Origin of the sequence: Kitasatospora sp. NPDC001309, from assembly GCF_042896295.1 — a bacterium.
In the GTDB taxonomy this organism is placed as follows: domain Bacteria; phylum Actinomycetota; class Actinomycetes; order Streptomycetales; family Streptomycetaceae; genus Kitasatospora.
The window spans coordinates 30,939-53,752 of the sequence record NZ_JBIAXC010000034.1; the positions used below are offsets into that span (position 1 = coordinate 30,939).

The 22,814-nt window shown below is 72.5% G+C and carries 19 protein-coding genes, 1 tRNA gene, 1 pseudogene and 1 riboswitch; of the genes and pseudogenes, 10 read left to right on the top strand and 11 right to left on the bottom strand.

What is annotated here, in order from left to right; all coding sequences use genetic code 11:
• Positions 1 to 44: 44 nt before the first annotated feature.
• A complete protein-coding gene (locus ACFY2K_RS29205) occupies positions 45 to 488 on the bottom strand; it encodes a gamma-glutamylcyclotransferase family protein (protein WP_387715404.1) in 444 nt (147 codons plus the stop codon).
• A 133-nt stretch (positions 489 to 621) separates the two neighbouring features.
• On the opposite strand from ACFY2K_RS29205, the gene ACFY2K_RS29210 reads away from it, so the two are divergent.
• Complete coding sequence (locus ACFY2K_RS29210) at positions 622 to 1,623, top strand: EamA family transporter (protein WP_387715407.1); 1,002 nt, start codon at positions 622 to 624, stop codon at positions 1,621 to 1,623.
• Positions 1,624 to 1,719: 96 nt separating this feature from the next.
• On the opposite strand, the gene ACFY2K_RS29215 is transcribed toward ACFY2K_RS29210, so the two are convergent.
• The 6 genes and pseudogenes from ACFY2K_RS29215 to ACFY2K_RS29240 all read right to left on the bottom strand — a co-directional run bounded on the left by ACFY2K_RS29215 (position 1,720) and on the right by ACFY2K_RS29240 (position 8,315).
• Positions 1,720 to 2,283 carry an EF-hand domain-containing protein gene (locus tag ACFY2K_RS29215; protein ID WP_380522605.1) on the bottom strand — a complete coding sequence of 188 codons (564 nt, stop codon included), beginning with the start codon at positions 2,281 to 2,283 and terminating at the stop codon, positions 1,720 to 1,722.
• Between the two features lie 137 nt (positions 2,284 to 2,420).
• Positions 2,421 to 2,594, bottom strand: a pseudogene (locus ACFY2K_RS29220) (cytidine deaminase); the annotation flags it as partial.
• A gap of 23 nt (positions 2,595 to 2,617) precedes the next feature.
• Positions 2,618 to 4,330, bottom strand: coding sequence for a dipeptide ABC transporter ATP-binding protein (locus ACFY2K_RS29225; protein WP_387715409.1), 1,713 nt, complete (start codon positions 4,328 to 4,330; stop codon positions 2,618 to 2,620).
• Positions 4,331 to 4,344: 14 nt separating this feature from the next.
• The gene (locus tag ACFY2K_RS29230; RefSeq protein ID WP_380522607.1) at positions 4,345 to 5,337 is read right to left on the bottom strand and encodes an ABC transporter permease; all 993 of its coding nucleotides are present in this window, start codon (positions 5,335 to 5,337) and stop codon (positions 4,345 to 4,347) included.
• 104 nt (positions 5,338 to 5,441) lie between these two features.
• Complete coding sequence (locus ACFY2K_RS29235; protein ID WP_387715412.1) at positions 5,442 to 7,196, bottom strand: ABC transporter substrate-binding protein; 1,755 nt, start codon at positions 7,194 to 7,196, stop codon at positions 5,442 to 5,444.
• Between the two features lie 111 nt (positions 7,197 to 7,307).
• Positions 7,308 to 8,315, bottom strand: a complete 1,008-nt coding sequence (locus ACFY2K_RS29240) for an ABC transporter permease (protein WP_387715415.1) — start codon at positions 8,313 to 8,315, stop codon at positions 7,308 to 7,310.
• A 305-nt stretch (positions 8,316 to 8,620) separates the two neighbouring features.
• Positions 8,621 to 8,715: riboswitch (ZMP/ZTP riboswitch) on the top strand.
• A 21-nt stretch (positions 8,716 to 8,736) separates the two neighbouring features.
• On the opposite strand from ACFY2K_RS29240, the gene ACFY2K_RS29245 reads away from it, so the two are divergent.
• Entirely contained in the window at positions 8,737 to 10,203 is a 1,467-nt protein-coding gene (locus ACFY2K_RS29245) for a glycine hydroxymethyltransferase (RefSeq protein ID WP_387715418.1), read from the top strand.
• Positions 10,204 to 10,343: 140 nt separating this feature from the next.
• Here ACFY2K_RS29245 and ACFY2K_RS29250 read toward each other — a convergent pair whose 3' ends face one another.
• On the bottom strand, positions 10,344 to 11,774 hold the full coding sequence (locus tag ACFY2K_RS29250) for an aldehyde dehydrogenase family protein (RefSeq protein WP_380522611.1): 1,431 nt from the start codon (positions 11,772 to 11,774) through the stop codon (positions 10,344 to 10,346).
• A gap of 280 nt (positions 11,775 to 12,054) precedes the next feature.
• On the opposite strand from ACFY2K_RS29250, the gene ACFY2K_RS29255 reads away from it, so the two are divergent.
• The gene (locus ACFY2K_RS29255) at positions 12,055 to 13,026 is read left to right on the top strand and encodes a class I SAM-dependent methyltransferase (protein ID WP_380522612.1); all 972 of its coding nucleotides are present in this window, start codon (positions 12,055 to 12,057) and stop codon (positions 13,024 to 13,026) included.
• Between the two features lie 96 nt (positions 13,027 to 13,122).
• Here ACFY2K_RS29255 and ACFY2K_RS29260 read toward each other — a convergent pair whose 3' ends face one another.
• Together ACFY2K_RS29260 and ACFY2K_RS29265 are read right to left on the bottom strand one after the other, a co-directional pair.
• A complete protein-coding gene (locus ACFY2K_RS29260) occupies positions 13,123 to 14,772 on the bottom strand; it encodes an APC family permease (protein WP_380589583.1) in 1,650 nt (549 codons plus the stop codon).
• A 296-nt stretch (positions 14,773 to 15,068) separates the two neighbouring features.
• Positions 15,069 to 15,153: transfer RNA gene (locus tag ACFY2K_RS29265), tRNA-Leu, on the bottom strand.
• 432 nt (positions 15,154 to 15,585) lie between these two features.
• On the opposite strand from ACFY2K_RS29265, the gene ACFY2K_RS29270 reads away from it, so the two are divergent.
• Positions 15,586 to 16,095 (top strand): ATP-binding protein, encoded by a 510-nt coding sequence (locus tag ACFY2K_RS29270; protein ID WP_375885231.1) that lies wholly within the window; start codon positions 15,586 to 15,588, stop codon positions 16,093 to 16,095.
• Positions 16,096 to 16,184: 89 nt separating this feature from the next.
• Here the strand turns inward: ACFY2K_RS29270 and idi are convergent, their stop codons facing one another.
• Complete coding sequence (gene idi / locus ACFY2K_RS29275; RefSeq protein WP_380522615.1) at positions 16,185 to 16,832, bottom strand: isopentenyl-diphosphate Delta-isomerase; 648 nt, start codon at positions 16,830 to 16,832, stop codon at positions 16,185 to 16,187.
• 494 nt (positions 16,833 to 17,326) lie between these two features.
• Here idi and ACFY2K_RS29280 point away from each other — a divergent pair, with 494 nt between their 5' ends.
• The 6 genes from ACFY2K_RS29280 (at position 17,327) to ACFY2K_RS29305 (ending at position 22,750) form a co-directional block, all read left to right on the top strand.
• Positions 17,327 to 18,082 carry a sugar phosphate nucleotidyltransferase gene (locus tag ACFY2K_RS29280; RefSeq protein ID WP_375885235.1) on the top strand — a complete coding sequence of 252 codons (756 nt, stop codon included), beginning with the start codon at positions 17,327 to 17,329 and terminating at the stop codon, positions 18,080 to 18,082.
• Positions 18,070 to 19,131 (top strand): iron-containing alcohol dehydrogenase family protein, encoded by a 1,062-nt coding sequence (locus ACFY2K_RS29285; RefSeq protein ID WP_387715424.1) that lies wholly within the window; start codon positions 18,070 to 18,072, stop codon positions 19,129 to 19,131. Before ACFY2K_RS29280 ends, ACFY2K_RS29285 begins: the two co-directional genes overlap by 13 nt.
• Positions 19,132 to 19,222: 91 nt before the next feature.
• On the top strand, positions 19,223 to 19,960 hold the full coding sequence (locus ACFY2K_RS29290) for a CDP-alcohol phosphatidyltransferase family protein (RefSeq protein WP_375885317.1): 738 nt from the start codon (positions 19,223 to 19,225) through the stop codon (positions 19,958 to 19,960).
• Positions 19,957 to 20,865 carry a glycosyltransferase family 2 protein gene (locus tag ACFY2K_RS29295; protein ID WP_375885241.1) on the top strand — a complete coding sequence of 303 codons (909 nt, stop codon included), beginning with the start codon at positions 19,957 to 19,959 and terminating at the stop codon, positions 20,863 to 20,865. Before ACFY2K_RS29290 ends, ACFY2K_RS29295 begins: the two co-directional genes overlap by 4 nt.
• Before the next feature lie 141 nt (positions 20,866 to 21,006).
• Positions 21,007 to 21,948 (top strand): ABC transporter permease, encoded by a 942-nt coding sequence (locus tag ACFY2K_RS29300; RefSeq protein ID WP_375885242.1) that lies wholly within the window; start codon positions 21,007 to 21,009, stop codon positions 21,946 to 21,948.
• Positions 21,941 to 22,750 (top strand): ABC transporter ATP-binding protein, encoded by an 810-nt coding sequence (locus tag ACFY2K_RS29305; RefSeq protein WP_375885244.1) that lies wholly within the window; start codon positions 21,941 to 21,943, stop codon positions 22,748 to 22,750. Before ACFY2K_RS29300 ends, ACFY2K_RS29305 begins: the two co-directional genes overlap by 8 nt.
• Positions 22,751 to 22,814 lie beyond the last annotated feature (64 nt).

Here is a 22,814-nt window from a genome sequence, read left to right on the forward strand (position 1 = left end):
TTGAACTCTGTCATCTGTCATCTGTCGCCCGCCGGCCGTCGGCCCTACCGGTCGGCCCAGTCCCCCGAGGCGATCAGCGCGGGCCGGGCGCGCAGCCGTGCCTCGGCCGCCGGCCCGGCGAGGTACACCCAGGCCTCGCACGGCTCGCCCGCCGCGGTCCGGACCACCAGCCGGCGCCGTACGTACAGCCCCGTGCCGTCCGCCCGGCACTCCTCCAGCCGGTCCAGCGCCGCGAGCGCTCCGGGGTATGCGCCGGGGCGTACGGTGACCAGTTCGCCGACGACCCGGCGGCCGGGCGTCGGGTCCGGCACCGCGTACGGGAACCCCGGCCCCTCGTGCAGGGCGGCGCCCTCCAGCACCGCCGGGCGGATCGCGGCGCAGCGTCCGGCCAGGTGGACGGCGTGGTTGCGGCCGCCGCTGCGCAGGGTGCCGTACACGAAGAACGGCAGCGCCGCTTCCGCCGGTGGGGCCTGCTCGGGCGCGGACACGGGTTCGACCTCCTCGATGGGGGAGCGCCCACGGTACGTGCCGCCAACCGATCCGTGGAACCCACTGGCGCTCCGGGCCGCCGATGCGCTGTCATATCGAATGTTCAGCCAGCACCGTCCGAGGGGGACACACATGACATCGCCCGCCTCCCCGCCACCGGCGGCGACCCCCGGCAGCACCCAGTCCGGTCCCACCGACGTAGTCCCCGCCGCGGCCCCCGCCCCCGCCCGGCTCTCCGGCGCGGTCTGGGCGGCCCTCGCCGTGGTCTACGCGGTCTGGGGTTCGACCTACCTCGGGATCCGGATCGTCGTCGAGACGATGCCCTCCTTCTTCTCCGCCTCCGCCCGCTTCCTCACCGCCGGTCTGCTGCTGGTCGGCTTCCTGCTGGTCCGCCAGGGCCCGGCGGCCCTGCGGGTGAGCGGTCGCCAGCTGGCCTCCTCGGCACTGGTCGGCCTGCTGCTGCTGACCGGCGGCAACGGCCTGGTGGTGCTGGGCGAGACCTCCGTCCCCTCCGGGCTGGCCGCCCTGTTGGTGGCGGCGGTGCCGCTCTGGATGGTGCTGCTGACGGCCTTCGGCGGCGGGGAGCGCCCGAAGCGCGCCGAGCTGGCCGGGGTGCTGCTCGGCCTGGTGGGCCTCGGCGTGCTGTCCGCCCCCGCGATCGGCGGGTCGATCGAGCCGCTGGGCGTGGTCCTGATCATCAGCGCCACGCTCTGCTGGGCGGCCGGCTCCTTCGCGAGCAAGAAGATCCCGATGCCGGGCAACGTGCTCGCGGCGAGCGCGTACCAGATGCTGGCCGGCGGCCTGTGCGACCTGCTGGTCGGGCTGGCCCGCGGTGAGCAGCACGGGTTCGACCCGGCGGCCGTCTCCGGCCGGTCCTGGCTGGCCCTCGCCTACCTGGTGGTGTTCGGCTCGCTGCTCGCCTTCACCGCGTACGCCTGGCTGCTGCGCTCGGCCCCGCTCACCCTGGTGGCGACCTACGCGTACGTGAACCCGGTGGTCGCGGTGCTGCTGGGCTGGCTGATCCTGGCCGAGCCGTTGACCGGCCCGACCCTGGCGGGCGGGGCGATCGTGGTGGCCGGGGTCTGTCTGGTGGTGAGCGTCAGTCGGCGTCCCTCGAGGGCGGGTCGGCGCTGATCGGCACCGCGATCGGGCGGATCGTCCCGGCCGACCGACCGGGACGATCCGCCCGCGTTTACGCCCGCGTCCGCGCCCACGCCCGCGTCCGCGCGGTCAGAGCGAGGCGGGCGGCTTCCCCGTCCACCAGTTGCCCGGCGCCTCCGGGTCGCGGCTGGTCCAGTACTCGACGATCGCGCTGGTGAACTCGGCGGCCGACAGCGTCCCGTCCCCGTCGAGGTCGAGCCGGCGGAAGGCCTCGTCCGCGTCGTCGCGGCAGAGCCCCGCGAAGTGGCCGCGCTGGAACACGAAGAACTCTCCGGCGTCCACGGTGCCGCTGCGGTCGGCGTCGGCGACGGTGAGGAAGGCCTCGGCCAGGGCGCCGAGGATCTCCCGGGCGGCCTCCGGGTCGTCGGCGAGCGCGCCGGTCGAGGCGACGAACTGCTCGCGGGTGATGGCCTCCGTTCCGGCGGGCCTTCCGGCGAGGTGCAGGTCGTGCCAGACCGTCAGATAGGCGCGGACGATCACGGCCTCCGCCTCCGAACCCTCCTGGTGGCCGAGCGAGCGGGCCACCGAGTGGCCCATCAGCACATGGTCCCGCTCGGTGAGCAGACCGTCCCCGTCGGCGTCGAGGTGGTCGAAACCGTGATTGATCTTCGCGATGAGCAGGTCGTCCGACAATGTGCCCCCTTCGGTGGCCGGCGCTGCGGCTCCACGTCCGCGGCGCGGTGAGCGACGTCACGTCGCCAGCACGCTAACGCCTGGAGCCGTGCTCGCGCAGCAGAACGAAAGCCGAACGGCGGTGCCCGGCCGCCCGCTCAGCCCTCCTGGTGGTCGGCCCAGACGTACGACTCCGGCAACAGCTCCGGCACCGGCACGGTGCGCAGCCCGGAACCCCGTCCGACGATGATCCGCACCTGCGGGAAGTAGTCCAGCAGCACCTGGCGGCAGCGCCCGCAGGGCGGGATCACCCCCCGGTCGCGCCAACCCACCCCCGCGCCGCTCCGACCGCCGCTCAGTGCGCCGCCGCCAGCAGCTCCCGGGTGTACTCGGTGTGCGGTGCCTCGAACAGCCGCTCCCGGTCGGCCGACTCCACCAGCCGCCCCCGGTGCATCACCGCGACCCGGTCGCAGAAGTGCCGCACCACCGCGAGGTCGTGCGAGACGAACAGGAAGGCGACGCCGAGCCGTTCGCGCAGCTCCATCAGCAGGTTGAGCACCTGCGCCTGCACCGACACGTCGAGCGCCGAGACCGGCTCGTCCGCGATGATCAGCCGCGGTTCGGGCGCCAGGGCCCGGGCGATGCCGATCCGCTGCCGCTGCCCGCCGGAGAACTCGTGCGGGTAGCGGTCCAGGTGCCCGGCGGGCAGCCCGACCTGCTCCAGCAGTTCGGCCGCGCGCTCGCGCCGCTGCGCCGCGTCCAGCGGGGTGTGCAGCCGCAGCGGGGTGTCGAGGGTCTGGGCGACGGTGCGGCGCGGGTTGAGCGAGGCGTACGGGTCCTGGAAGACCAGCTGGATCTCCCGGCTGAGCCGGCGGCGCAGCTCCCGGTCCGGCCGGGTGACGTCCTGGCCGTCGTAGCGGACGCGTCCGCCGGTGGGGCGTTGCAGCCCGGCCAGCACCCGGGAGGTGGTGGACTTGCCGGAGCCGGACTCGCCGACCAGCCCGAGCGTCTCGCCCGGGGCGATCCGCAGGCTCACCCCCTCCACGGCCCGGACCGGTTCGGCCCGGAGCGAGGGCAGGCGCCGTCGCCCGGGGAAGTGCACGGAGAGCGCCTCCACCTCCACCAGCCACCGCTCGGGGCGCTCGGGGCGCTCGGGGCGCCCGGCCGCCGTCGGCCTGGGCGTGAACGTCCTGGTGGGCGACGGATCGTCGACCGTCGGAAGTGCGCTGCCCGGTACCGAGTCCAGCCGCAGCGCCGCGCCCACCAGGGCGCGGGTGTACGGGCGGCGCGGCGCGGCGAGCAGTTCGTCGGTCGGCGCGGACTCGACCTCGGCGCCGTCGCGCAGCACCAGGGTGCGGTCCGTCGTCCCGGCGACCACGCCGAGGTCGTGGCTGACCAGCAGCACCGCTGTGCCGTGCTCGCGCTGCAACTCGCCCAGCAGGTCGAGGACCTGGCGCTGGACCCGGGCGTCCAGCGCGGTGGTCGGCTCGTCCGCGACCAGCAGCTTCGGGTCGTTCATCAGCGCCATCGCGATCATCACCCGCTGCCGCATCCCGCCGGAGAACTGGTGCGGGTAGTCGCGCAGCCGGGCGGCGGGGATGCCGACCCGGTCGAGCATCGCGGCCGCCCGTCGGCGGGCCTCGGCCCGCCCGGCCGCCGGGTGGTGCAGCCGGTACATCTCGGCGAGTTGGGCGCCGACGCCGTGGAAGGGGCTGAGCGAGGTGAGCGCGTCCTGGAAGACCAGTGCGGCCCGGGCGCCCCGCACTCCGCGCAGCACGGACTCCCGGGCGCCCACCAACTCCGTTCCGTCCAGCCGGACCGAGCCGGTGACGGTGGTGGTCCGCGGGTCGTGCAGGCCGAGCAGGGCCAGTCCGACGGTGGACTTCCCGGAGCCCGACTCGCCGACCAGGCCGAGGACTTCACCCGCCGCGAGGTCGAAGGACAGGCCCCGGACGGCGGTCACCGGGGCGCCGCCGCGCGGATCGGCGAACTGGACCGTCAAGTCCCTGACGCTGAGCACCGGTTCGGCATCCACCGTACGACCACCTTGGGATTCGGGAGACTTCATCGTTGCGGCTCCTCTCAGCCCAGTCGGATGCGCGGGTCGAGCCAGGCCACCGCCAGGTCCGCCAGCGCGACGAACAGCACCACGAAGCAGGCGGCCAGCAGCACCGCGCCGACCACGGCCGGCAGGTCCTGCCCGGACACCGCCTGGGCGGCGAACCGCCCGACCCCGTTCAGCCCGAACACCGTCTCGGTGATCACCGCCCCGCCGAGCAGCACCCCGGCCTCCAGCCCGAGCAGCTGCACCAGCGGCCCGGCGGCCCCGCGCGAGGTGTACTTGAGGTGGGCGCGCAGCCGGCCCAGCCCCTTGCCGCGGGCGGTGCGGACGTACTCCTCGTTCATGGTCTCCAGCAGCTGGGAGCGCGAGAGCCGGGCGAACACGGCCGAGTTGACGAAGCCGAGGACGAGCCAGGGGAGCAGCATCCCGCCCGCCCAGGCCGCCGGGTCCTCGCCGGGCGGGGTGTAGGAGGGCAGCGGCAGCAGGCCCGTGGAGTACACCAGCGCCCACTGCGCGAGGTAGCCGAGGAAGTAGATCTGCACGCTCGCGCCGACCAGGGTGAAGGCGGACAGCAGCCGGTCGGTGCGGCGGCCGTGCCGCAGCGCGGAGACGAACCCGGTGCCGAGGCCGAGGACCAGCAGGACGGCGAGCGCCCCGGCGGTCAGCGAGAAGGTGACGGGCAGGTGCTCGGCCAGCGCCTCGGTGACGGGCTGGTGCAGTCGGTAGGAGTAGCCGAGGCAGGGGGCCGCGCAGTGGATGACCGAGCCGTCCACGTCGTTGATGTCCCGCCCGGCGGCCACGCCGACCAGGTAGTCGGTGTACTGGGCGAGCAGTGGTTGGTCCAGGCCCATGCTCTGGCGCACCGCCGCGATCTGTCCGCTGTCGCAGCGCGGGCCGCAGGCGGCGCGGGCGGGGTCGGCGGGCGCGGCGTAGAAGAGGGCGAAGGCGGCGGCGGAGACCGCGAGCAGGACGCCGAGCGCCTGGAGGGTCCGCCGCAGGGCGAAGGAGAGCATGGCCGGTCCGGGGTCGACGGGACGGAAACGGAAACGGAAACGGAAACGGGGACGGGCCGGGAGCCGGGGGCCTCGGAGTGTCAGCCTCAGAGGCCCCCGAGCCGTCACGACTTCAGGTACAGCCAGGTCAGCCCGACCGCCCCGTAGATCGGGTGGATGAACGCCCCGCCGACGTTGCTGCCGCGCAGCTGGTTGACCGTCGGGTAGGTGAGCGGCAGCACCGGCAGGTCCTTCATCACGGTCTGCTCCAGCGCGTACAGCTCCTTGGCCTTGGCGCGCGGTTCGCCGATCTGGTTGATCCGGTCGATCTCCTTGTCGACCGCGGGGTTGCGGTAGCGCGCGGAGTTGATGTCGCTGCCGGCCCGGCCGTCGAAGGAGAACGGGATCAGCGTGGACGGGGTCGGCCAGTCGACGGAGCTGGTCTCCTCGAACAGGTCGTACGGCGAGTCCGCCCGGTGCACCTCGTCCAGGAAGGCCTTGGGGTCGATCGGCTTGGGCACCACGGTGATGCCCGCCTTGCCGAAGCCGTCCACCAGCACCTGGGCGACGCGCTGCCCGTCCGGGGTGTTCTTGTACGCGTACGTCAGGCTGGCCGGCGCCTGCTTGGCCTTGGCGAGCGCGGCCTTGGCGGCCTCCGGGTCGCCCTCGGGCCTGGCCGGGTCGAGGTCGTACTTCTGCCAGTCGATCAGCGCGGGCGAGCTGAGCGTGGTGGCGAGCTCGCCGGTCCGGGAGCCGCCCTGGACCTGCCGGGCCTGCTGGCGCGGGTAGGCGAGGTTGAGGGCCCTGCGCACCTCGACGTCCGGCACCCGCTCGTTGTTGATCACCAGCTGGGTGACGAAGGCGCCCCGGCGGCCGGAGACGACCAGGTCCTTGGCCTTGGGGTCGGTGTCGGCGGACTGGTACAGCTCGGGGGAGAGCTCGTCGGAGGCGGTGGTGGCGTTGGCGCCGCCGTCCCGCCCGGAGAGGATCTCCTGGTTGCCGTTGAGCGCCTCCTTGCCGTACGTGAACACGAACTTGTCCGGGTACTGGTTGCGGATCGGGTCGGTCTCCGCCTTCCAGGCCGGGTTGCGCTCCAGCACCATGCGGGTGTTCTGGACGTGCTCGACGATCCGGTACGGGCCGCTGGCGAACGGCAGCCGGTCGTAGTCCGTCCCGGTGTCCTTGTCCCGGCGCACCGGCGAGGAGGAGGACTGCGCGGCCATGTACGGCACGTCGGCCTGCGGCTGCGGGAAGTGGAAGACCAGGGTGCGCTCGTCCGGGGTCCCGATCGCGTCCAGGTCACCGGCCTGCGGTCCGGCGTACTTGGCGCGCGCGGCCTCGTAGCTGGCCTCGCCGGTGAGCCACTGCGGCCAGTACGGCGGGCCGACCTCGTAGCCCTTGCCGAAGGTGCGCTCGATGCCGTACTTGACGTCCTGGGCGGTGATCGGCTTGCCGTCCTCCCAGGCCACGCCCTCCTTGAGCCGGTACGTCCAGGTGCGCCCGCCGTCGGTCGGGGTGCCGGTGTCGGTGGCCAGGTCGCCGACCAGCTTGGCCTTGCCGTCGACGACCTGGTACTGGGTCAGCTGGCGGCCCCAGAGCAGCGAGGCGTTGTACGAGGCGCCCGCGTAGACCTTCTGCGGGTCCAGGTGGCGGAACTCGACGCTGTTGTACACGTTGACCGTGCCGCCCGGGCGGGCGCCGGGGACGGCCGGGGCGGGGCCCGCGCTGTCCTTCTCGGTGCCGAGCGCCGCGGTCAGCGGCGAGGTCTCCTTGGCCGGGGCCCCGCCGGCGGCGGGGCCGGTGCTGCCGGCGCCTGCCGAGCAGGAGGTCGCCAGCAGGGCGGTGGCGATGACGGCGAGCGACGGTTTGGTCCAGCGCATGGCGAATCCCTCCTTGCCCCGACACGTCCGGTCGGGGCGGGCTCGGATGGTTGATCAGGGGAAGCGGAACGGGAAGCGGAAGCGGACGGGGCGGGGAAGCGGAAGGGGGGCTCAGCGGGCGCGGCGCGGGTCCAGCGCGTCCCGGAGGGCGTCGCCGAGCAGGTTGAAGGCGAGCACGAACACCAGCAGGGCCACGCCCGGGAAGACCAGGTAGGTCGGGTCGGCCTGGAAGACCTCCGAGCCGCGCGAGATCATCCGCCCCCAGTCGGGGACGGGCTCGGTGATGCCGACGCCGAGGAAGGACAGCGCGGCCTCGGAGGCGACGAAGGTCGGTACGGCCATGGTGGCGTGCACGATCAGCTGGGAGCGGACGTTCGGCAGCAGTTCGTGGACGACGATGTGGAGGCGGCTCGCCCCCTGCGCCCGGGCGGACTGCACGAAATCCCTTTCCCGGAGTGAGCGGACGGTGGCCCGGAGGGAAAGCGCGAGCGGAATCCAGCCGAACGCGGAGAAGACCAGGATCAGCACCAGGAACTGCATCCACTCCGGTTCCGCGGCGCCCGGATCGACCAGTCGGGACTGGATCACCGGGCTGAGCGCGAGCAGCAGGAGCAGGGTCGGAAAGGCCAGCAGCACATTGGCGAGGAACCCGAACAGCCGGTCCGCGATCCCGCCGAGGTAGCCGACCGCGACCCCGGCCAGCACGCCGAGCGTGGTGGTCACGGCGGCCGCGGCGAAGGCGATCAGCAGCGAGGTGCGGATGCCGTACAGCAGCTGGGTCAGCACGTCCCGGCCGAGGCCGGGCTCCAGGCCGAACCAGAACTCGCCGGAGATCCCGCCGTTCGGCAGCATCGGCAGGCCGCCGTCGCTGAGCAGGCCGGGAGTGTTCTGGCCGTAGTGCTCGACCGGGTTCTTCCCGTACAGGGCGGCGACCAGCGGCGCGGCCAGGGCGAGCAGCAGGAACAGCAGGACGACGGCGGAGGCGGCGGCGCCGACCCGGTCGCGCAGCACCCGGCGCAGCAGGCTCGGTGCGGCCGGTCCGGGGGTCGGTCCGGGGGCCGGTCCCGGGGTCGGCCCGGGGGCCGGGCCGGTAACTGCGACTGTGTCGACCGCTGCCATGAGAGGCGTACTCCCCGAATTCTCCGCCGCCCCATGGGTGAGGGTGCGCTGGTGGGCATTTCCGAACCGGCTCCCGGGGGTTTCCCGGCGGCCGTTCGAGCGCCATCAGATCGGATGCGTCCGGCCTTCCGCAAATCACTGGAAGGCGCCCTTCGGGAATTCCTTCCGGACTGTTTCGGGAATTGTGGCGGCTTCATTTCCCCGCAACACGGCCGTTGCAGGAGAACGGACATACCGCACCGAAGCGGACGGCCCGTTCCGCATTCTGAGACCTCCGCCACAGTCCCCGGGGTATTGGTACGATCCCGGAGGACCGCGACTGGCGCGTAGGGATGGAATCGACCATCGGGAAGCGGTCCCGTGGATCCTCACGTCGTTGCCGAGCGCCTGGGCCGCCCCGCATCCCCACCAGGAGACCGCCATGGCCCAGTCCGAGCAGACGCCCCACACCACCGCGAGCCCCGCCGCCGACACCTCCTTCCGCAGCGCCCTGGACGTGGTGGCCGGCGTGGAGCCCCGGATCGCCGCCGCCATCGGCCGGGAGCTGGAGGACCAGCGCGCCTCGCTCAAGCTGATCGCCAGCGAGAACTACGCCTCCCCGGCCGTCCTGCTCACCATGGGCAACTGGCTCAGCGACAAGTACGCCGAGGGCACCGTCGGCCGCCGCTTCTACGCGGGCTGCCGCAACGTCGACACCGTCGAGGCGATCGCCGCCGAGCACGCCCGCGAGCTGTTCGGCGCCGAACACGCCTACGTCCAGCCGCACTCGGGCATCGACGCCAACCTCACCGCCTTCTGGGCGGTGCTCTCCCAGCGGGTCGAGAGCCCGGCCCTGGAGCGGGCCAAGGTGCGCAACGTCAACGACCTCACCGAGCAGGACTGGGCCGAGCTGCGCCAGGAACTCGGCAACCAGCGGATGCTCGGCATGTCGCTGGACACCGGCGGCCACCTCACCCACGGCTTCCGGCCCAACATCTCGGGCAAGATGTTCGAGCAGCGCAGCTACGGCACCGACCCGGTCACCGGCCTGATCGACTACGACGCGCTGCGCGAGACCGCCCGCGAGTTCCGCCCGCTGATCCTGGTGGCGGGCTACTCCGCCTACCCGCGGCTGGTGGACTTCCGCAGGATGCGCGAGATCGCGGACGAGGTCGGCGCGACCCTCATGGTCGACATGGCGCACTTCGCCGGCCTGGTCGCGGGCAAGGTGCTGACCGGCGACCACGACCCGGTGCCGTTCGCCCACATCGTCACCACGACCACCCACAAGTCCCTGCGCGGCCCGCGCGGCGGCATGGTGCTCAGCACCGCCGCCCTGGCCGAACACGTGGACCGCGGCTGCCCGTTGGTGCTCGGCGGCCCGCTCTCGCACGTGATGGCCGCCAAGGCCGTCGCCCTCGCCGAGGCCCGCCGTCCCGAGTTCCGCACCTACGCCCGCGCCGTGGTCGACAACGCCCGGGCGCTCGCCGAGGGCCTGCTGCGCCGCGGCGGCAAGCTGGTCACCGGCGGCACCGACAACCACCTGGTGCTCGCCGACGTCTCCGGCTACGGTCTGACGGGCCGTCAGGCCGAGGCGGCGCTGCTGGACTCGGGCATCGTCACCAACCGCAACTCCGTCCCGCAGGACCCGAACGGCGCCTGGTACACCTCGGGCGTGCGGCTCGGCACCCCGGCGCTCACCACCCGCGGCCTGGGCACCGCCGAGATGGACGAGATCGCCGCCCTGATCGACACCGTCCTGCGCGGCACCACCCCCACCACCACGGCCAACGGCGCTCCCTCCAAGGCGAACTACGCCCTCGACGAGGCTCTCCGCGACGGCATCGCCAAGCGCGCCGCCGACCTGCTGGCACCGTTCCCGCTCTACCCGGGCGTCGACCTGGCCTGACCGGCCCCTGGCCCGACCGGTCCCTGCTCCGGCCGGCCCCTGCTCCGACCGGGCCGGAGGAGCCCGCCGTGACACCGGGCCGCCGAACCTTCCGTTCGGCGGCCCGGTGGTCGGGCGCCCCGCCCCGGCCGTCAAGTCTCCTAGTACTGGAGCGACTTGTACTGCAGGAACTCCTCCAGTCCGTGCCGCCCCAGCTCGCGGCCGAGCCCGGAGTCCTTGTAACCGCCGAACGGGGCCAGCGGGTTGAACCGGCCGCCGTTGAGGTCCACCTGTCCGGTGTCCAGCCGGCGGGCGAAGGCGGCGGCGGTGTCGGTGGTCGCCGCCCAGACGCCGCCGGCCAGCCCGTAGGCGGTGCCGTTGGCGATCTCGACGGCGTGGTCCTCGTCGTCGTAGCGCAGGACCACCAGGACGGGGCCGAACACCTCCTCCTGGGCCACCGTCATCTCCGGGGTGACGTCGGCGAGGACGGTCGGCCGGACGTAGTGGCCGGTGGGGAGTTCGGCCAGTGGCTCCGGACCGCCGGCCACCAGCCGGGCGCCCTGGGCGAGCGCGTCCGCCAGGTAGCCGCGCACCCGCTCCAGCTGCCGGGCGTTGACCAGCGGGCCGATCCGGGTCCGCGGGTCGGCCGGGTCGCCCGGGACGTACTTCTCGGCGGCCTTGGCGGCGAGCGCGACCGCCTCCTCGTACTGGTCCGCGTGCACCAGCAGCCGGGTCCAGGCGCTGCACGTCTGGCCGGAGTTGGCGAAGACGTTGGCGACGTTCACGTTCACCGCGCGGGCCAGGTCGGCGCCCGGCAGCACCACGTTGGCGGACTTTCCGCCCAGCTCCAGGGCGACCCGCTTGAGCCCGCGCCCGGCCGCCTCGGCGACCTGCCGGCCGACGGCGGTGGAGCCGGTGAAGGACACCACGTCCACCTCCGGATGGGCGGCGAGCGCCGCGCCCGCGACCGCCCCGGTGCCGGTCACCAGGTTGAACACCCCGGCCGGGAAGCCGGCTTCGTCCACCAGCCGGGCGAACAGCCGGGCCACCAGCGGGGTGTCCTCGGCCGGCTTGAGGACCACCGGGCAGCCGGCCGCCAGCGCCGGGACGACCTTGGCCACGATCTGGTGCAGCGGGTAGTTCCACGGCGTGATCGCCGCGACCACCCCGGCCGGTTCGGCGAACACCACCGAGTTGCCGATCCGCTCCTCGAAGGGGTAGCCGGCCAGCAGGCTCAGGTACGAGGTCGCCACGGTCAGCGGCAGCCCGGCGTGCACGGCCCCGGCGAAGCCGACCGGGGCGCCCAGCTCGGCGACCACGGTCGAGGTGATCTCGGCCTGGGCGTCGGCCAGTCCGTCCCGCAGCCGGGTGAGCGGCGCCAGCCGCTCCTCGCGGGTGGCGGCGGCCCAGCCCCGGGCCGCCCGGCGGGCCGCCGCGACCGCGGCGTCGACGTCGGCCGCCGCACCGGCCGGTACGGTGGCGAGCACCCGCTCGGTGGCGGGGTTGAGCACGGCGATCGTGCCGGAGTCCCGGGAGGGCCGCCAGGCGCCGTCGATGTACTGGTCGCCGTACTCCGCGTACTCCTGCTCCACGGATCGTCCTTTCCACTGGTCAGCCGCCGTTCGGCCGACAGGGCGAGTCGGAAGGTCAGTCAAGGCGGCCGGACGGCCGCGCACAAGAGCCGATCCCGCCTCGGCCGGACAGGGCACCCGTCGCGGTGGGCGGCGGACTCCGCGGCGGGGGCCTACTGTCGATGGGGGGCGCCTCGTGCACGAGCGGTGATCCGGTTCGTGTCCGGGGCCGGGCAGGCCGCCACCGCGCCGAGGTGCGGCTCGGAACCCGCAGGTCATCCGCACTGCTAAGGAGCATCCCGTGACCGACACCGCGTTGAAGGGCGAACCGCAGCAGCCCGTCGGGCCGGCCGTGTTGGAGGACGTACCGGGATGGTTCTGGGACCACGACCGGCACTCCTTCGAGTGGTTCCTCGGGCGTCAGGCGGAGCGGGGCGTCACCGGCCACCTCATGGAGATGGGCGCCTACCTCGGCCGCAGCGCGATCGTGATCGGGGAGCACCTCCGGCCCGGGGAGACGTTCACCGTCTGTGACCTGTTCGACTCGGACGCGCCGGACGACGAGAACTCCAGCGAGATGGACCACTCCTACCGGAAGACGCTGACCCGCTCGGCCTTCGAGGCCAACTACCTGTCCTTCCACGACCGGCTGCCGGACATCGTCCAGGCCCCGACCTCGGCGCTCGCGGGCGGACGGGTCCCGGCGGGGGCCTACCGCTTCGTCCACATCGACGCCTCGCACCTGTACGAGCACGTGGTGGGCGACCTCCAGGTGGCCCGGACCGCGCTGCAGGAGCAGGGCGTCGTGGTCCTGGACGACTACCGGTCCCAGCACACCCCCGGCGTCGCCGCGGCGACCTGGGAGGCGGTGTTCAACCACGGCCTCAGGCCGATCGTGCTCACCGAGTGCAAGTTCTACGGGACCTGGGGCGACCCGGAGCCGTTCCAGCGCGACCTGCTCGACCGGGTGGACCTCGCCGTCGGCTGCGAGCTCAGCGCCGAGACCCTCAACCACCGGCAGGTGCTGCGGATGACCGGCAGTACGGAGGGCATCCGGCCGTTCCGCCCCTCCCGGCACCGGCCGGGGGCGGCCGGGGCGTCGGCGCCCGAGGACGCGTACCGGACGGCCCGGGACGAGGCCGCGCTGGACCTCGCCGCCCGCCGCGCCCGCGCCGCCGAGGCGCGCCGCCCGGTCAACGTCGCCAAGCGCGCCGCCAAGGACCTGCTGCCCCCGCTGCTCACCTCGGCGATCCGCCGCGCCCGCCGGGGCTGACCCGGGCCGCCCCGGCCTCCCGCCCAGGTCTCCCGCCCCGGCGACGCCGAAGGGCCGGTCGGAAACCCGACCGGCCCTTCCTTGCTGTGTACCCGCTCAGACCCGCGAAGGCTCCGCGGCCCCGGCGGACGCCTCAGCCTCCGCCTCGGCCGCCAGCTCGCGGCGCACCTCGGCCAGCGAGGGGTTGGCCCAGGCGCTGGCGACGCCCCAGTAGTAGAAGGCCAGGCCGATCGCGGCCACGATCAGCAGGTCCCAGCCCTCCGGCAGGTAGCCGTGCCCGCCGAAGTCGGAGCTGCCGGCCCAGGAGACCCCGGCCATCACGAACAGGTAGGCGATCATCCAGGCGCCCGCCTTGAGGTGCGGCTTCAACTGCTCGAAGGGCTTGCGCAGCTCGTACCAGGCCCAGATCGGCAGACCGGCGGCCATCAGCAGGATGACCTTGCCGGTGAGCGGCCAGCGGGCCCAGTACAGCACCAGCGAGCCGAAGACCATCGCGACCGGCGCGATCACCGGCATGGCCTTGAGCTTCACCGGGCGCTGGAGGTCCGGCGCGAGGCGGCGCAGCGCCATCACGGCGACCGGGCCGGTGATGTACGAGATCACGGTGGCGACGGAGACGATCTCGGCCAGCGAGCCCCAGCCGCGGAAGACCGCGAGGAACAGGAAGGCGACCACCAGGTTGAGCAGCAGCGCCGGGCGCGGGATTCCGGTCTTGGCGTCGACCTTGCCGAAGAGCTTCGGCAGGTGGCCGTTCTCCTGCACGCCGTGGATCATGCGCGAGGTGGTGGCGGCGTAGATCATGCCGGTGCCGGACGGCGAGACGAAGGCGTCCGCGTAGAGCAGCAGCGCGAGCCAGTTGATGCCCCAGGCGATCGCGAGGTCCGCGAGCGGCGAGGTGTAGGAGAGGCTGCTCCAGCCGTTCGACAGGTCGGCGGCCGGGATGGCGCCGATGAACGCGATCTGCAGCGCGACGTAGATCACCAGGGCGATCAGGATCGAGCCGATGACGGCCTTGGGCAGCGACTTGCCGGGGTTGCGGGCCTCGCCGGCCAGGTTGAGCGGCGACTGGAAGCCGTTGAAGGCCCAGACGATGCCGGAGACGGCGACGGCGGTGAACACCGCGCTCCAGCCGTTCGGGGCGAAGCCGCCCGGCTGGGTGAAGTGCGAGGTGTCGAAGTGCGCGAGGAGCAGCGCGCCGGCGGTCAGCGTCGGCACGACGACCTTGAACACGGTGATCGCCGTGTTGGTCTTGGCGAACAGCGTGATCGCGAACCAGTTGAGGACGAAGTACACGACCAGCAGCACGCTGGCCAGTGCCACCCCGCTGAGCGTGAGTTCCTTGCCGTCGTACAGGCCCTTGGCCCAGTCGAAGTGCCAGGAGCTCATGTACTGGACGGACGCGGTGGCCTCACCCGGGATGACCGAGACGATGGCGATCCAGTTGGCCCAGGCGGCCAGGTAGCCGGCCAGCGAGCCGTGCGAGTACTGGCCGTACCGGACCATGCCGCCGGCCTTGGGGAACATCGACCCGAGCTCGCTGTAGGTGAGCGCGATGGTGAGCGCCACGGCGGCGCCGATCACCCAGGCGAGGATCGAGGCGGGGCCGGCCAGCCTGGCGGCCCGCTCGGCGCCGAACAGCCAGCCGGAGCCGATGATCGAGCCGAGCCCGACCGCGGTCAGGCTGATCGTGCCGAGCGATCGGCGGTAGTTCTGGTGTGATGCCTTGGGCGAATCGGGCTCACTCAACGTATCGGTCCTCTCGCTCGGGGTTCAGCGGATGGTGTCGGCGCTTTTACGGTTTTGGGTCGGTATTCCGGACAAACCCCAGCAGCCTATGGTTCCAAATGGGGCGAATACCTCAGAGGAAGCTCAAACCGCCCGATCGTTGCCATCTCGTGTCCGGTTTCCGGACGGCCGGGACCGCTCAACGAGACCGGCGCCACACCGCCGTCGGCGGTGGATCGCGAGGGGGAGTCGGCCGTGGGCCGGAAAAAAGAAATTCCCCGCGGGATCCTTTCGGATTCCACGGGGAATTTCGATTGTGTCCGAGGGGGGACTTGAACCCCCACGCCCGATAAAGGGCACTAGCACCTCAAGCTAGCGCGTCTGCCATTCCGCCACCCGGACAGGGTGTGTGCTTCGGGGGCTTTTCTCTCGCCCCCTCGGCGACAGAGAGAACATTACCAGGCTTCCGGAGTGCTTCTCACCTGCGTTTCCTCGGCCCCACCGCGGCCTCCACCTCGGCCCCCACCACCGTCCCCGCCACGCCCCCCGTCCGAGGGGCCGGGGCCGTGGGACGCCCGGCCCGTCCGGACCGGCCGGGACGGCTCGCGAGGGGGCTCGCGAGGGGGCTCGAACACCGGGCGAAGCGGTGGCGAGGGCGAAGCAAACGATCCGTTAAGCCCCCGCCCGCGATCGATTCCGGTCGGAACCGATCCGACACGGGCAACTTGTCGACGCTGCCACGGAGGCACCGACCGCTCTCCTAGCCTCTGTGGACCGAGGGCGCCATGATGCGGATCGCCTGATTCCCGGGTCGCGGACGAAGGGCGGCTGGACGTGGAGCAGATCAGCGGGGCGGCGAAGGCCGAGCCGAGACGCGGCGCCCGGTCGGGCCGCCGACCGACGGCCGACGGTCCCGTCGAGGGCGTGTGGCGCTTCCGGGTGCCCGCCGTCGAGGCCTCCGTGCCGCGCACCCGCCACGCGGTGCGGGACCGCCTGCTGGCCCAGGGCATGACCGGGGTGCGCTACCAGGAGCTGGTGGACGACGTGCTGCTGATCGTCTCCGAGCTGGTCGGCAACGCGGTGAAGCACGCGGCCGAGCTGTCGCCCGAGGTGACCACCGAGCTGTCGGTGCGCCGGGGCTGGGTGCGGGTCTCGGTCGAGGACGGCGACCCGTACCGGCCGAAGGCCCTGGAGAGCGACACCGGCCGTACCGGCGGGCGCGGCCTGCTGCTGGTGAAGAGCGTGACCCTCCAGGCGGGCGGGGTGTGCGACGTCGAGCACACGGGGGAGGGCGGCAAGGTCATCTGGGCCTCGCTGCCCGTCCCCCCGGAGCCCGGGTCCTGACGGGCGCCCTCCCGCACGGGGACGGCGCGACCCCGCACGAGGGCGGCCGCCCCCGGCCGGGGACGGCCACCCCCACGGACTCCCGTCCGCTACCAGTCCCGACCGGCGATCTCCCGGATCCCCGGCAGCGCGGCCTCGAAGACGGTCTCGAACCAGACCGAGAACGGCCGCTCGGCCCGCAGCTCGCGCAGCTCCTGCGCGGTCACGAAGGCGAAGTCCTCGACCTCCTCCGGGTTCGGCCGCACCGGCGCGGTGACCAGCCCGACGAACAGGTGGTTCCACTCCCGCTCGATCAGCCCGGTGGCCTCGTCCGGCAGGTCGTAGCGGACGGTGCCGGCCTCGCAGAGCAGCGCCGGCGCGAGGCCCAGCTCCTCGGCGGTGCGCCGGGCGGCGGCCACGAAGGGCGGCTCGTCCGGGTACGGGTGCCCGCAGCAGGTGTTCGACCAGACGCCGGGGGAGTGGTACTTGCCGAGCGCCCGGCGCTGCAGCAGCATCCGGCCCTGGCGGTCGAACAGGAAGACCGAGAAGGCCCGGTGCAGCCGGCCCGGCTGCTGGTGGGCCCAGAGCTTCTCGCCGGTGCCGATGGTGACGCCCTCGTCGTCGACCAGTTCCAGCAGGATCCCGGTGCTCGCGGGGGCGGTGGCCCGGGGGTCGACCGTCACGTCTGTCTCCACGTCCAGGCCGCTGTCGATCTCGGCGGCGAAGTGGGTCGGGTCGGTCGGCGGACTCTGGGGCATGGGGCCTCTTTCGGAAGGGGGGAGCGGGAGCAACGGGAGCGTCGAGCGCGTCGTGGGCACCCGTCGGGGGGCTCGGGACGCGGCGCGGGCACCGGCGCCGTCGTCGGGCTCCAGTCTGCCGTATGGGTGGCGGTCCGGACGGGTCCCACGCACAACCGGGCGGATCATGACGCGGGGCGGTCCGGATCCGTACCGGAATCGGTCCGGGACGCCCCGGAAGGGTCATTCGTCCCGAAGGCCAGTTCGGTATCCGTTCCCATCCTGTTCGATCACCGCACCTCCACCGTGTCGTCACCCCGGCGCCTCCGGCCGCGTTCGGGTGCGTCGCCCGGGTCGCCTACCATCGCTTACGACACGCTGCCCGGATCTGTGCCGGTCCGGCGCGCCGCCGCCGGGCCCGGCCGTACGCCGGGCCGACCGGCGACAGCGCCGCCGGGCCCGTCGGCACATCCCCGCGCGGACCGCACGACGCACCACGGATCAGGAGACCCCGCATGATCGGCCTCGTTCTGGCAGCCGGCGCCGGCCGCCGGCTGCGCCCGTACACCGACACCCTGCCCAAGGCGCTGGTGCCGGTCGACGGGGAGCGGACCGTCCTGGACCTCACCCTGGGCAACTTCGCCGAGGTCGGACTGCGCGACGCGGCGATCGTCGTCGGCTACCGCAAGGAGGCGGTGTACGACCGCAAGGACGCCCTGGAGAGCAAGTACGGGGTCAAGCTCCACCTGGTCGAGAACGACAGGGCCGAGGAGTGGAACAACGCCTACTCGCTCTGGTGCGCCCGCGAGCTGTTCGCCGAGGGCCTGCTGCTGGCCAACGGCGACACCGTCCACCCGGCCTCCGTCCAGCGCACCATGCTGGAGGGCAACCAGCGCCTCGTCGAGGAGGGCCGTGCCCCCGGCATCCTGCTCGCCCTCGACACGGTGAAGAAGCTCGCCGACGAGGAGATGAAGGTCGTCGTCGACCCGGCCGCCGGCATGCGCCGCATCACCAAGCTGATGGACCCGGCCGAGGCGACCGGCGAGTACATCGGCGTCACGGTGATCAACCCGGCCGCCGCCGCCGACCTGACCGACGCGCTGCGCGCCACCTACGAGCGCGACCCCCAGCTGTACTACGAGGACGGCTACCAGGAGATGGTCGACCGGGGCCTGCGGATCGACGTCCAGCCGATCGGCGAGGTCTCCTGGGTCGAGGTCGACAACCACGACGACCTGGCGAAGGCCCGGGAGATCGCGTGCCAGTACTGACCCGACTGGTCCCGTCGCCGCTGTTCGCGGAGATCCGCCCGGGCGCGCTGGACGCGCTCGGCGGCATCCTCGCGGACCAGAGGCTGTCGGCCTCGGGCCGGATCGCGGTGGCGATCAGCAACGGCTCCGGCGCTGCGATGCGCGCGCGCCTGGAGCCGGCCCTGCCCGGCGCCGACTGGTACAACGTGGACGACGGCAGCCTCGACAGCGCGGTGCGCTTCGCCGAGGAGATGCGCGGCAAGCACTACGACGCGGTCATCGGCCTCGGCGGCGGCAAGATCATCGACGCCGCCAAGTACGCCGCCGCCCGGGTCGGCCTGCCGGTGGTCGCGGTGGCCACCAACCTCGCCCACGACGGCATCTGCTCCCCGGTCTCCACCCTCGACAACGACGCCGGCCGGGGCTCCTACGGGGTCCCCGGCCCGATCGGCATCATCGTCGACCTGGACGTGATCCGGCAGGCCCCGCAGCGCTTCGTGGCGGCCGGGATCGGGGACGTCGTCTCCAACATCTCGGCCTGCGCGGACTGGGAGTTGTCGCACACCGTCACCGGCGAACCGGTGGACGGGCTGGCCGTCGCGATGGCCCGCTCGGCCGGTGAGAACCTGCTCCGGCACCCAGGGAACATTCAGGACCAGGACCTCCTGACGGCCCTCGCGGAAGCCCTGGTACTGTCCGGCATCGCGATGAACATCGCGGGCAGCACCCGGCCCTCGTCGGGCGCCTGCCACGAGATCTCGCATGCCCTGGACGTGCTGTACCCCAAGCGTTCCGCCCAGCACGGCGAACAGGTCGGCCTCGGCGCGGCGTTCGCCAGCTTCCTGCGGGGCGAGCGCGAGCTGACCGGTCTGATCGTGGAGCGCCTGGCGAGCCACGGGCTGCCGGTGACCGCGGCTCAGATGGGTTTCACCGAAGCGGAGTTCACCGAGGCGGTGCACTACGCTCCGAACACCCGCCCGGGCCGCTACACCATCCTGGAACACCTCGACCTCTCCCCTTCCGCAATCAGGGACGCGTACGCCGACTATGTCCAAGCCGTCAACAGCTGACCCCTCCACCGCGGGCGCCGAGCGGCCCCCGGTGGACCTGACCCGCCGGCCCTCGATCGAGGAACTGCGGGCGGTGATCCATCCGGAGGGCATGCTCCAGCGCCGCAGCGCCGAGCACTGGGCCGGGCGCCTCTACATGCGGAAGATCTCCTTGCGGATCACCCGCGTGCTGTCCACCATGACGGCGATCACGCCCAACGGCCTGACCTACCTGATGATGCTCACCGGCATCCTGGCCGGTGCCGCCCTGGTCGTGCCGGGCATCACCGGCGCCGTCCTGGGCGCGCTGCTGATCCAGGTCTACCTGCTGCTGGACTGCGTGGACGGCGAGGTGGCCCGCTGGCGCCGGCAGACCTCGCTCACCGGCGTCTACCTGGACCGGGTCGGGCACTACATGTCCGAGGCGGCCCTGCTGACCGGCCTCGGCCTGCGCGCCACCGACCTGCTGCACCGCGAGGGCGGCGGCTCGCACTGGGAGTGGGCTTTCCTGGGCACGCTGGCCGCGCTCGGCGCGATCCTGATCAAGTCCGAGACGGACCTGGTGGACGTGGCCCGCGCCCGCAGCGGCCTGACGGCCGTCGAGGACAGCGCCTCGGTGCCGCGGTCCGCCTCGGTGGCCAAGGCCCGCCGGGCCGCCTCGCTGCTCAAGTTCCACCGCCTGGTCGGCGCGGTCGAGGCCTCGCTGTTCATCCTGGCGGCCGGGATCGCCGACGCGGTCCACGGCGGACTGTTCTTCACCCGGATCGCGGTCGTGGTGCTGGCGGCCATCGCCATGCTGCAGACCGTGCTGCACCTGCTGAGCATCGTCCTTTCGAGCAGGCTCCGATGACCACTTCCACGTCCTCCACCACCGCGGAGAACTTCCGCCTCGGCGTCGTCATCATCACCATGGGCAACCGGCCCGCCGAGCTCAACGCCCTGATCGACTCCGTCCGCGCCCAGGAGGGCCCGGAGGTCGAGTTCGCCGTGGTCGGCCAGGGCGCGAAGCTGCCGTCGCTGCCGGCCGGAGTGCGCAGCGTCGAGCTGCCGGAGAACCTGGGCATCCCGGGCGGGCGCAACGTCGGCATCGAGCTGTTCGGGCCGGACGGCCGGGAGGTGGACGCCGTCCTCTTCCTGGACGACGACGGCCTGCTGCCGCGCACCGACTCCGCCCGCCTGCTGCGCGAGGCCTTCACCGCCGACCCGGAGCTGGGCATCGTCTCCTTCCGGATCGAGGACCCGGACACCGGCGTCACCCAGCGCCGGCACGTCCCCCGGCTGCGCGCCAGCGACCCGATGCGCTCCTCCCGGGTGACCACCTTCCTGGGCGGCGCGAGCGCCGTGCGCTGCAAGGTGTTCGAGCAGGCCGGGCAGCTGCCGGCCGAGTTCTTCTACGCCCACGAGGAGACCGACCTCGCGTGGCGCGCCCTGGACGCGGGCTGGGCCATCGACTACCGGGCGGACGTGGTGCTGCACCACCCCGCCACCTCGCCGGCCCGGCACGCCGCCTACTTCCACAACGTGGCCCGTAACAGGGTCTGGCTCGCGAGGCGGAACCTTCCGGCCCCGTTGGTGCCTCTCTATCTGGGAACCTGGTTTCTGCTGACCCTGGCCCGACGTCCCTCCGCGGAGGGGCTGAAGGCCTGGCTGAGCGGTTTCCGGGCGGGCTTCCGCGAACCCTGCGGTCCGCGGAAGCCCATGCGATGGCGTACCGTCTGGCGACTGACCAGGATGGGACGTCCTCCGATCATCTGATTGGATCAGAGGATCGATCGCCGTGGCCGGTGACCACACACCGGCCGGAACCCCCCCCGTGACCCCAGGATCCCCATCGGCGCAAGGCCGGCGGACCCCCGCCGACCGGCCGCTCCGACCGATCCCGCGCGAAGGACGAATGTGTCGACAGTGAGTGAACCCGTCAGCCTCTCAGCCCCGAGGGGGGCGGACGCGGGCCTGACCCCGAAGCAGCTTGCGGACAAGTACGGTCTGTCGGTGAGCGGTGCCCGCCCCGGTCTGTTCGCCTACACCAAGCAGCTCTGGGCCAGGCGCCACTTCATCTGGGCCTTCGCCACCGCCCGCCTGGTGGCCCAGTACACCGACGCCAAGCTCGGGCAGCTCTGGCAGGTCGTGACCCCGCTGCTCAACTGCGGCGTGTTCTACCTGGTCTTCGGCGTGATCCTGAAGAGCAAGGACAACTTCCCGCCGAACACCTACATCGCCTGGCTCTGCATCGGCGTCTTCGTCTTCCAGTTCACCCAGAACGCGGTGCAGTCCGGCACCCGGGCGATCTCCGACAACCTCGGCCTGATCCGCGCGCTGCACTTCCCGCGCGCCAGCCTGCCGATCGCCTTCACCGTGATCCAGCTCCAGCAGCTGCTGATCTCGATGGTGGTGCTGGTCATCACCGTGCTGGCCGCCGGCATCACCCCCGGCAAGACCTGGCTGCTGATCGTCCCGGCGCTGTTCCTCCAGACCCTGTTCAACATCGGCGTCTCGCTGATCTTCGCCCGGATCGGTTCCAAGACCAGCGACATCTCCCAGCTGATCCCGTTCGTGATGCGGGCCTGGATGTTCCTGTCCGGCGTGATGTTCAGCATCCAGGACAAGGTCTCGACCTGGCCGCACTACCTCCAGACGATCATGGCCGTCAACCCGGCCTCGGTCTACATGGACCTGCTCCGGCACGCCTTCGCGCCGGTGATCTACAACAAGCACCTGCCCGCGCACCAGTCGCTGCCGCCGCACCAGTGGACCTACGGCATCGCCTGGGCGGTCGGGATCTTCGTCATCGGATACGTCTTCTTCTGGAAGGCCGAGGAGGAGTACGGCCGTGGCTGACACCGACCTGAGCAAGCGCGACGCCGTGGCCGACACCAAGATCGCCCGCGAGCCCACCGTCGTCGTCGACGACGTGCACATCGTCTACCGGGTGCACGGCGCCGGTTCCGGCAAGGGCAGCGCCACCTCGGCGCTGAGCCGCATCATCAGCCGCAAGCGCTCCTCCGGCGTGCGCGAGGTGCACGCGGTCAAGGGCATCAGCTTCACCGCCTACAAGGGCGAGGCGGTCGGTCTGATCGGCTCCAACGGCTCCGGCAAGTCGACCATGCTGGCCGCCATCGCGGGCCTGCTGCCGACCGAGAAGGGCGGCATCTACACCAACGGCCAGCCCTCGCTGCTGGGCGTCAACGCGGCCCTGATGAACGAGCTGAGCGGCGAGCGCAACGTCGTCCTGGGCTGCCTGGCGATGGGGATGTCGCCGGCCGACGTGCGGGCGCGCTACCAGGACATCGTCGAGTTCTCCGGGATCAACGACAAGGGGGACTTCATCTCCCTGCCGATGCGCACCTACTCCTCCGGCATGGGCGCCCGGCTGCGCTTCTCCATCGCCGCCGCCAAGACCCACGACGTGCTGCTGATCGACGAGGCCCTGGCCACCGGTGACCAGGCCTTCCAGCAGCGCAGCAAGAAGCGCATCGACGAGCTGCGCGGCTCCGCCGGTACGGTCTTCCTGGTCAGCCACGACAACAACTCGATCCGCGAGGTCTGCGAGCGGACCATCTGGATCGAGGCCGGCGAGCTGGTCATGGACGGCCCGACCGACGAGGTCGTCGGCCGCTACGAGCGCGGCGAGCGCCCGTAACGCCCAGCCGTCGCAGCGCCTGGCACCGCAGGGCCCCGGCACTCCAGGGCCGGCTCCGGGAACA